Source organism: Brevundimonas sp. (genome assembly GCF_018608325.1).
In the GTDB taxonomy this organism is placed as follows: Bacteria; Pseudomonadota; Alphaproteobacteria; order Caulobacterales; family Caulobacteraceae; genus Brevundimonas.
Genome location: NZ_JABAZW010000078.1, coordinates 1 through 7,397, shown reverse-complemented (window position 1 = coordinate 7,397; position 7,397 = coordinate 1). Strand labels below are relative to the sequence as shown.

The following is a 7,397-nucleotide window of genomic DNA, read 5'->3' as shown; positions in this document are numbered from 1 at the left end:
GGCTTCGGCGGTGATGCCGAACTTCTCGTACAGGACTTCCGCCGGGGCCGAGGCGCCGAAGCTGGACATGCCGATGAAGGCGCCGTCTTCGCCGATGAAGCGTTCCCAGCCCTGCTTGATCGCCGCTTCCACCGCGACGCGCACGGTGCCGCGACCGATGACGGCGGCCTGATAGGCGGCGTCCTGCTGCTCGAACAGTTCGAAGCAGGGGACCGAGACGACGCGGGTCGGCGTGCCTTCGGCTTCCAGAGTTGCCGCAGCGTCCAGCGCCAGGGCCAGCTCCGTGCCGGTGCCGAACAGGGTGACCTTGGCCTCGCCATTGGCGGCCTTGATCTCATAGGCGCCCTTGGCCGTCAGGTTTTCCGACGAGGCGACCGTGCGGACGGCGGGCGTCTTCTGGCGCGACAGGGCCATGGCCGACGGAGCGGTCTTGGTCTCCAGCGCGATCTTCCAGGCCTCCATCGCCTCGACCGTGTCGGCCGGGCGGAAGACCAGCAGGTTCGGAATGGCGCGCAGGGCGGCCAGATGCTCGACCGGCTGGTGCGTCGGGCCGTCTTCGCCCAGTCCGATGCTGTCGTGGGTCAGGACGTGGATGGCGCGCACGCCCATCAGGGCGCCCAGACGGATGGCCGGACGGCTGTAGTCCGAGAAGACCATGAAGGTGCCGCCGTAGGGAATGATGCCGCCGTGCAGCGCCAGACCGTTCAGGGCGGCGGCCATGCCGAACTCGCGGATGCCCCAGTTGACGTAGCGGCCTTCATATTTCGGCGCGTCCAGGATCGGCGTGCCGGCGACGAAGGTGTTGTTCGACCCGGTCAGGTCAGCCGAGCCGCCGATCAGTTCGGGGATGGCGGCGAAGACCTGATCCAGCGCGGCGCCCGACGACTGGCGCGTGGCCTGTGCGGGCTTGGTCTCGATCAGTTCTGCGATCTTGGCGTTCAGGGCGTCGAAGGCGGCTTCCGGCAGGTCGCCCTTGATCGCGCGGGTGAAGTCGGCGGCCTTGTCCGAAGCGGCGAGGCGGGCCTCCCACTTCTTGCGGTCCTTGGCGCCGCGACGGCCGACCTTGTGCCAGGCGTCGGCGATCTCGGCGGGGATTTCGAACGGCGCGGCGGTCCAGCCCAGAGCCTTGCGCGTGGCTTCGATCTCGGTCGCGCCCAGAGCTGCGCCGTGGGTCTTGTGGCTGCCTTCCATGGTGGCGGCGCCGCGACCGATCTTGGTCTTGCAGGCGATCAGGGTCGGCTTGTCCTGACGGGTGGCCCACTTCAGCGCGGCCTTGATGGCGTCAAGGTCATGACCGTCGACAGCCTTGACCGCCCAGCCCGCAGCCTTGAAGCGCGCCTTCTGGTCGGTGGCGTCGGACAGGCCGACCTTGCCGTCGATGGTGATTTCGTTGTCGTCCCACAGGACGGTCAGCTTGTTCAGCTGATAGCGGCCGGCCAGCGCGATGGCTTCCTGCGACACGCCTTCCATCAGGCAGCCGTCACCGGCGATGACCCAGGTGCGGTGGTCGACCAGATCGTCGCTGTATTTGGCGGCCAGATGACGCTCTGCCAGTGCGAAACCGACCGAGGTGGCCAGACCCTGGCCCAGCGGGCCGGTGGTGACCTCGACGCCCGGCATATGGCCGAACTCGGGGTGGCCCGCAGTCTTCGATCCCCACTGACGGAAGTTCTCAAGCTCCTGCTTCGTCGCGGCCTTATAGCCGGTCAGGTGCAGCAGGGCGTAGATCAACATCGAGCCGTGGCCCGCCGACAGGATGAAGCGGTCGCGGTCGGCCCAGTCGGGGCGCGAGGCGTCAAACTTCAGGAATTTCGAAAACAGCACCGTGGCGACGTCAGCCATGCCCATCGGCATGCCGGGGTGACCGGACTTGGCCTTTTCCACGCCGTCCATGGCGAGGACGCGAATGGCGTTCGCCATCTGCTCAGGAGTGGCCTTGGATGCGGCTTTGGCGTCGGTCACTGTGGAGACCTTTCGTCGTGATGCGGAAAATAAGGGGCGCGCCGCTTTACCCCGACGCGTCCTCGGGTTCTATACGCAATTTGTAAGGAGCGACCGATGGCAGACGCCACAACGGCCGCACGAGCCCGCATCGACCGGGCTCTGGTCGGCCTTGAACGCAAAATCCTGGAGTTGAAGGCTCGCACCGCCTCGCCCTCGCCCGCCAGTGACGACGACCTGTTCGCGCCACGGGCAGATGGCGCGCGGGTTGCGGCGCTGGAGGCGGCGGGCCGTGAGGCGTCCGACGCTCTCGGTCGCGCGGCTGAGGCCGTGCGCGACGTGCTGGCTGAATCCGAAGGGGAGACCCGCTGATGGCGACTGTGACGGTGGACGTGAACGGCCGCCCCTATGCCGTGGGCTGCGCCGACGGACAGGAAGAGCGGGTCCGCATCCTGGCCAAACAGTTCGACAATCAGGTGCGCCAGGTGGCCCAGGATGTGGGCCATGTCGGTGATCTGCGGCTGTTTCTGATGTCGGCCCTGATCCTGGCGGACGAACTGCATGAGGCGCGTCTGAACAGCGGCAAGCCGGGCCTTGTCCCGCCTGCCCAACCTGCGCCGTCGACTGATGGCGTGGCCGAAGCCCTGAACGCCGTCGCCGCGCGGATCGAGAAGATCGTTCAGGGGATCTGATCCCCTGTTGATCCCGGCTGGGGCGCAGGCGTGATTTGTCATGACGGCGCTGGCGAAAGGCGTCGCGAAGGACTATCTATCGCGACGGCGGGTCATGCTGTGGCTCACGTCGAAGACAACATATCCTTCTGACCTTAATTCACTCTACGGGATCTGTCCCTGTCCGGGCTCGAGGGCCTGGGCATATGGAGCCCACCTGGCTACCCAGGTCGAGAGGATTTAAACGTTCTTCACGGTTCGCACGGCGCCGCCACCTTCCTTTCTTTTAGTGCGCTAACGCTCGCGACGCGGTCGCTCGCTGCTTGAGCGCGGCCGGCGCGCTAACGCTTGCTGCGATGGGCCTGAGCGTCATGCGCAGCCGCGCGTGGCTGCTCGTCGGCGCGGCGTCGGCGGTGTAAGACGCGGGCATGAGGCTGGATAAACGCGAACTCCGATCCGAGATGCGGGCGCTGCGCAAGCGTTTGGCGCAGGTTGATCCGTCCGCCGCAGGGCGGGCCGCCGATCACGCGGACCGGCTGCCAGACGGTGAGTTCGTGGCCCTGTACCGGGCGATGGGATCAGAGCTGGACACCGACGCCCTGGCCGTGGCGCTTGAGGCGGCAGGGCGTCATCTGTGTCTGCCGGTGGTGCTGGAGCGGGATGCGCCGATGGTCTTTCGCGCCTGGTCGCCGGGCGAACCGCTGGAACTGGACGCCGCCGGATGCCCCGCGCCCCTGCCGTTGGCCGAGACGGTAGAGCCTGATCTGATCCTGACGCCGCTTCTGGCCTTTGACCATTTCGGTGGGCGGCTGGGGCAGGGCGGCGGCTATTATGACCGCACCTTCGCCGCGCGCCCGGACGTGATGCGCATCGGTTACGCCTATGCCGGGCAGGCGGTCGAACGGCTGGCGCTGGAAGATCATGACATCCGACTGCATGGCGTTCTGACCGAGAACGGCTATACGGCTTTCGAATGAGACTGGCATTTTTCGGCGACGTCATCGGCAAGTCCGGCCGTGACGGCATCAGCGACTATCTTCCGGGCCTGAAGCGCGACCTGAAGCTCGACTTCGTGGTGGTGAATGCAGAGAACGCCGCGGGCGGTTTCGGCATCACCGAGAACACGGCGCGCGAGCTGTTCATGGCGGGCGCTGACTGCCTGACGCTGGGCAACCATTCGTGGGACCAGCGCGAGGCCCTGACCTATATCGTGCGCGAGCCGCGCCTGATCCGCCCCGCCAACTATCCGCGCCTGATGGATGCGCCGGGCGCGGGCGCCAATCTGTTCGAGACTCATTCGGGCCGCACTGTTCTGGTCATGAACGTGCTGGGCCGGGTGCATATGGACCCGATGGATGATCCGTTCGGCGCGGTAGAGCGTGAACTGGCCGCCGCCCCGCTGGGCGCCGTCGCCGACGCGGTCATCGTTGATGTCCATGCCGAGGCGACCTCGGAGAAGATGGCGATGGGCCATTTCTGCGACGGGCGCGCGTCGCTGGTCGTGGGCACCCACACCCATGTCCCGACCGCCGACTGCCAAATCCTGCCCGGTGGCACGGCCTATCAGACCGATGCAGGTGGCTGCTGCGACTATGACAGCGTCATCGGCAACGAAAAGGACGAGCCGCTGCGCCGCTTCACCACCCGCATCTCGGGCGGGCGCTACACGCCGGCTTCGGGTCCGGCGACCATCTGCGGCGTCTTTGTCGAGACGGACGACAAGACCGGCCTTGCCCTGCGCGTCGAGCCGATCCGCGTCGGCGGGCGTCTGTCGCAGGCGATCCCGGTCGTCTGACGCCGGTTCAGGCCGGAACCAGCACGGGTTTGCGCATCGCCAGCAGCCTCAGCCGCAGGGCGTCCAGGTCGCGTGACCGGCGCTCGGGCAGGTGGTTGCTCAGCACATAGCGCTGGCCTGCGCGGGCCATGGCGGTGCGACGTTCGGGGTCGAGGATCAGCGTCTCCATCGCGTCGATCAGGCTGGCGGGCGTCACCTCGTCCACGAACAGGGCGTGCGGGCCGCTGGCTTCGCGCAGGCCCCCGCGCCCGGATGAGATCAGGGCCGCGCCCGCCGCATGGGCCTCCAGCGCGGTCAGGCCCAGAGGCTCGGCCCAGACGGATGGGGTCACGGCGATGGCGACGGTCTTCATGATGTCGCGCACCTCGCCCAGCGCCGCAGAGCGCAGGATGGTCACCCGGTCGCCAAACCGGCTCAAGGGGGCGACGTGCGGTGCGGCCCAGACCTGATGATCGTCCCAGTCGTTCAGCATCAGCACCGCGCGCCAATGGGGGTGGCGGTCCAGCACGGCGGGTAGGGCGGCGCAGAGGACGTCCAGCCCCTTTTCCGGCATGGCGCGACCAGCGAAGGCGATGATCTGTTCGCGGTCATCGGGCGCGGCCAGCCACGGATCGGCCTGAATGGGATTGGGGATGCCGAAGCTCTTGCTCGCCAGACCAGGGTGCTGGGCGACAAACCGATCACGCTCTGACTTGCTGACGAAAATCAGCCCGTCCTGCACCCCATAACGGGTCTGGTAGCGCCAGCGGTCCAGCAGGGTCTTGGGCGTCTTCAGGGCGTGGTGGCGGTACAGCAGGTTGGCCGCCTTGGGGAAGCGGCGGGCCAGACGGGTGGCGTCCACCACCTTCTGATGCACCTCGATCAGGTCGGGGCCATAGGCGCGGATCTGGCGGGTCAGGGCCTCGATGCGGATGTTGCGCCCTTCCGGCACGGTCTGGACGTCGAAGTCGCCGTGATCTTCAGCGCCCTCGGGGCAGAAGATGCGGATCGACGACCGATAGCGGCTGACCTCAGCCAATGTCCGCACCACCGTCTCCATCGAGTTGGGGCGCGACTGGGAGAAGCGGCTTCCGGGCGGAAGGACGATGGCGATCTTCACGGGAGGCGTCCTGAAAGACGTTGGCGTTGAACCCTAGACGCCGCCGTCCGCGAAAAGCCTTCCGCCCCGTTTGTTTCTCTAGCCTAGCTGTTGGGGAAGCCCAGTTCCGGCTCCATCCGCTCAAAGGTGCGGTTCATTGCATAGGCGTCCAGATTGGGCAGGGCGATATGGCCATAACGCAGGGAAAGCTGCGCCTCGGCCTTGTTCTCTCCGCCCTTGGACACCGCCGCCACATAGAAGGCCGAGGCCAGACCCGTGCGGTCCGAACCGCCCGCACAGTGGATCAGCAGGGGCTTGGGCGCATCGCGCATGATGGTGATCAGGGTGCGGACCTCATCCGGCGTCAGTTCTTCCTTGGCCGACATGCGGAAGTTGATGTGCCGGATGCCCAGACGCTGGCTGTCGGCGACCTCATTGTCATACCAGGGGGTGCCGGGGTTGGGGCCGCGCAGGTTCAGAACCGTGCGGATGCCGTGCTGTTGCTCCATCCGGTCCAGCAGGCCGGGACGCGGCTGGCCCGCGCGATAAATCTCGCCCGGAATGACCGTGTGGACATTGCCGGTCAGGTTCACCCCGACGATATAAACGACCAGACACCCGACGACGGCGCCCAGCCCCATCAAGGCGATACGTAGGGGAGAAGGACGGCGGCTCATGCCGGGCGGCCTCTGGTGAACCACTGGCGATAGTTGGCGGTGGTGGCGACCAGCAGTACGCACAGCACCGCCAACAGGGTCAGGGTCGATCCGATGGTGCCCAGGTCCAGTCCTCCCTTTTCATGCGACTTGGTCAGCAGGTCGCCCATGGTCGCGCCGAACGGGCGCGTCAGGACAAAGGCGATCCAGAACAGGACTGTGGACGAGATGCGCGTGAACTTCCACGCCAGAATGGTCAGGGCGATGCCGCCTGAAATCAGGGCGTTGCTCCACAGATAGCCCAGTCCCGAGGTGTCGGCGAGGAAGTCGCCCAGCGCTGTCCCCAGCGTGTTGGAGGCCAGAATGGCCAGCCAGTAGAAGGTCTCCACGCCCGGCTCACGGATATGATCGACCTTCAGCGAGCCATAGGTCAGACGCCACGCCGTCAGCACCGCAATCAGGACGCCTGAAATCAGCAAGGCTCCCGTGGCGTAGCCAAGACCCAGGGTGCGGTCCATGAAGTCGGAAATGGTCGTTCCCGCCGTGCTGGTCGACAGGATAACCAGCCAGTAGAGGGCCGGGTGAAACCGCTTCGACCGCAACTGTGCGATCAGGGTGACGACGAAGAAGGCCAGCAGGATCAGCGAACTGATCGCGTATCCGACCTTCAGCGTCATGGACAGAAGATCACCGCCTGTCTCGCCCACTGTGGTGGCGCAAATCTTCATCAGCCAGAAGGCCAGTGTGACCTTGGCGACCTTGTCGACCGAACCTGCGGCGGTTTGGTCGGAAAATGAGGCGTTCATGGCGACGATCCGTTGCAACGCCTGCACGACGCGCCGCCATTGGGGCCGAGTTTTGGCGGTCAGACAGGCTTTCGGCGGGACCTCAGACGCAGGCGCATCGGTTCGCTGCTGCGCAGAGTGATCTGGTGCACAGGGCGAGGTTCGACGGTGGTCACGGCCTCGACCTCGGCGACGCGCAGGATGGCGGCCAGGGCGATCATCGCCTCCTGAATGGCGAAGGCGGCGCCGATGCAGACGCGGGGCCCGGCGCTGAAGGGGATGTAGGCGTAGCGGTCGATGGACTTGCGGTTTTCAGGCAGGAACCGCTCGGGCCTGAAGGCGTCGGGATCGTCCCACAGCAGTTTGTGGCGCTGGAGAATCCAAGGCGAGATGATGACGGTGGCGCCCGCCTTGATCTTCTGCCCGCCGACCTCGTCGTCAGCCAGTGCGTTACGGGCCATGGTCGGGGCG

General features: G+C 66.4%; 9 protein-coding genes and 1 other RNA gene. 5 read left to right on the top strand and 5 right to left on the bottom strand.

From position 1 onward, the window contains the following. Positions 1-1,962: transketolase (tkt, locus tag QZ281_RS08150; RefSeq protein WP_292226992.1), on the bottom strand; the 1,962-nt coding region annotated here is incomplete at its 3' end. 96 nt (positions 1,963-2,058) lie between these two features. Here tkt and QZ281_RS08145 point away from each other — a divergent pair. The 5 genes from QZ281_RS08145 to QZ281_RS08125 all read left to right on the top strand — a co-directional run bounded on the left by QZ281_RS08145 (position 2,059) and on the right by QZ281_RS08125 (position 4,407). Further along, the gene (locus QZ281_RS08145; RefSeq protein ID WP_292226990.1) at positions 2,059-2,313 is read left to right on the top strand and encodes a hypothetical protein; all 255 of its coding nucleotides are present in this window, start codon (positions 2,059-2,061) and stop codon (positions 2,311-2,313) included. Then, positions 2,313-2,633 carry a cell division protein ZapA gene (locus tag QZ281_RS08140; RefSeq protein ID WP_201096655.1) on the top strand — a complete coding sequence of 107 codons (321 nt, stop codon included), beginning with the start codon at positions 2,313-2,315 and terminating at the stop codon, positions 2,631-2,633. Before QZ281_RS08145 ends, QZ281_RS08140 begins: the two co-directional genes overlap by 1 nt. Before the next feature lie 91 nt (positions 2,634-2,724). Beyond that, positions 2,725-2,885: non-coding RNA, 6S RNA (gene ssrS, locus QZ281_RS08135), on the top strand. Positions 2,886-3,040: 155 nt separating this feature from the next. Beyond that, a complete protein-coding gene (locus tag QZ281_RS08130; RefSeq protein ID WP_292226988.1) occupies positions 3,041-3,589 on the top strand; it encodes a 5-formyltetrahydrofolate cyclo-ligase in 549 nt (182 codons plus the stop codon). After that, the gene (locus QZ281_RS08125) at positions 3,586-4,407 is read left to right on the top strand and encodes a TIGR00282 family metallophosphoesterase (RefSeq protein WP_292226986.1); all 822 of its coding nucleotides are present in this window, start codon (positions 3,586-3,588) and stop codon (positions 4,405-4,407) included. The genes QZ281_RS08130 and QZ281_RS08125 overlap by 4 nt, the downstream gene beginning before the upstream one ends. Positions 4,408-4,414: 7 nt before the next feature. On the opposite strand, the gene QZ281_RS08120 is transcribed toward QZ281_RS08125, so the two are convergent. The 4 genes from QZ281_RS08120 to QZ281_RS08105 all read right to left on the bottom strand — a co-directional run. Beyond that, the gene (locus QZ281_RS08120) at positions 4,415-5,506 is read right to left on the bottom strand and encodes a glycosyltransferase family 4 protein (protein ID WP_292226984.1); all 1,092 of its coding nucleotides are present in this window, start codon (positions 5,504-5,506) and stop codon (positions 4,415-4,417) included. Positions 5,507-5,589: 83 nt separating this feature from the next. Further along, positions 5,590-6,162, bottom strand: coding sequence for a tyrosine-protein phosphatase (locus QZ281_RS08115; RefSeq protein ID WP_292226982.1), 573 nt, complete (start codon positions 6,160-6,162; stop codon positions 5,590-5,592). Continuing rightward, a complete protein-coding gene (locus tag QZ281_RS08110; protein ID WP_292226979.1) occupies positions 6,159-6,947 on the bottom strand; it encodes a hypothetical protein in 789 nt (262 codons plus the stop codon). Before QZ281_RS08110 ends, QZ281_RS08115 begins: the two co-directional genes overlap by 4 nt. A 59-nt stretch (positions 6,948-7,006) precedes the next feature. Next, positions 7,007-7,397: cytochrome P450 (locus QZ281_RS08105; protein ID WP_292226978.1), on the bottom strand; the 391-nt coding region annotated here is incomplete at its 5' end.

Bases quoted from the DNA above. Each gene is read 5' to 3' on its own strand.
- QZ281_RS08130 (WP_292226988.1), top strand. From the start codon at position 3,041: ATGAGGCTGGATAAACGCGAACTCCGATCCGAGATGCGGGCGCTGCGC.
- QZ281_RS08115 (WP_292226982.1), bottom strand. From the start codon at position 6,162: ATGAGCCGCCGTCCTTCTCCCCTACGTATCGCCTTGATGGGGCTGGGC.
- QZ281_RS08140 (WP_201096655.1), top strand. From the start codon at position 2,313: ATGGCGACTGTGACGGTGGACGTGAACGGCCGCCCCTATGCCGTGGGC.
- QZ281_RS08145 (WP_292226990.1), top strand. From the start codon at position 2,059: ATGGCAGACGCCACAACGGCCGCACGAGCCCGCATCGACCGGGCTCTG.
- QZ281_RS08125 (WP_292226986.1), top strand. From the start codon at position 3,586: ATGAGACTGGCATTTTTCGGCGACGTCATCGGCAAGTCCGGCCGTGAC.
- QZ281_RS08110 (WP_292226979.1), bottom strand. From the start codon at position 6,947: ATGAACGCCTCATTTTCCGACCAAACCGCCGCAGGTTCGGTCGACAAG.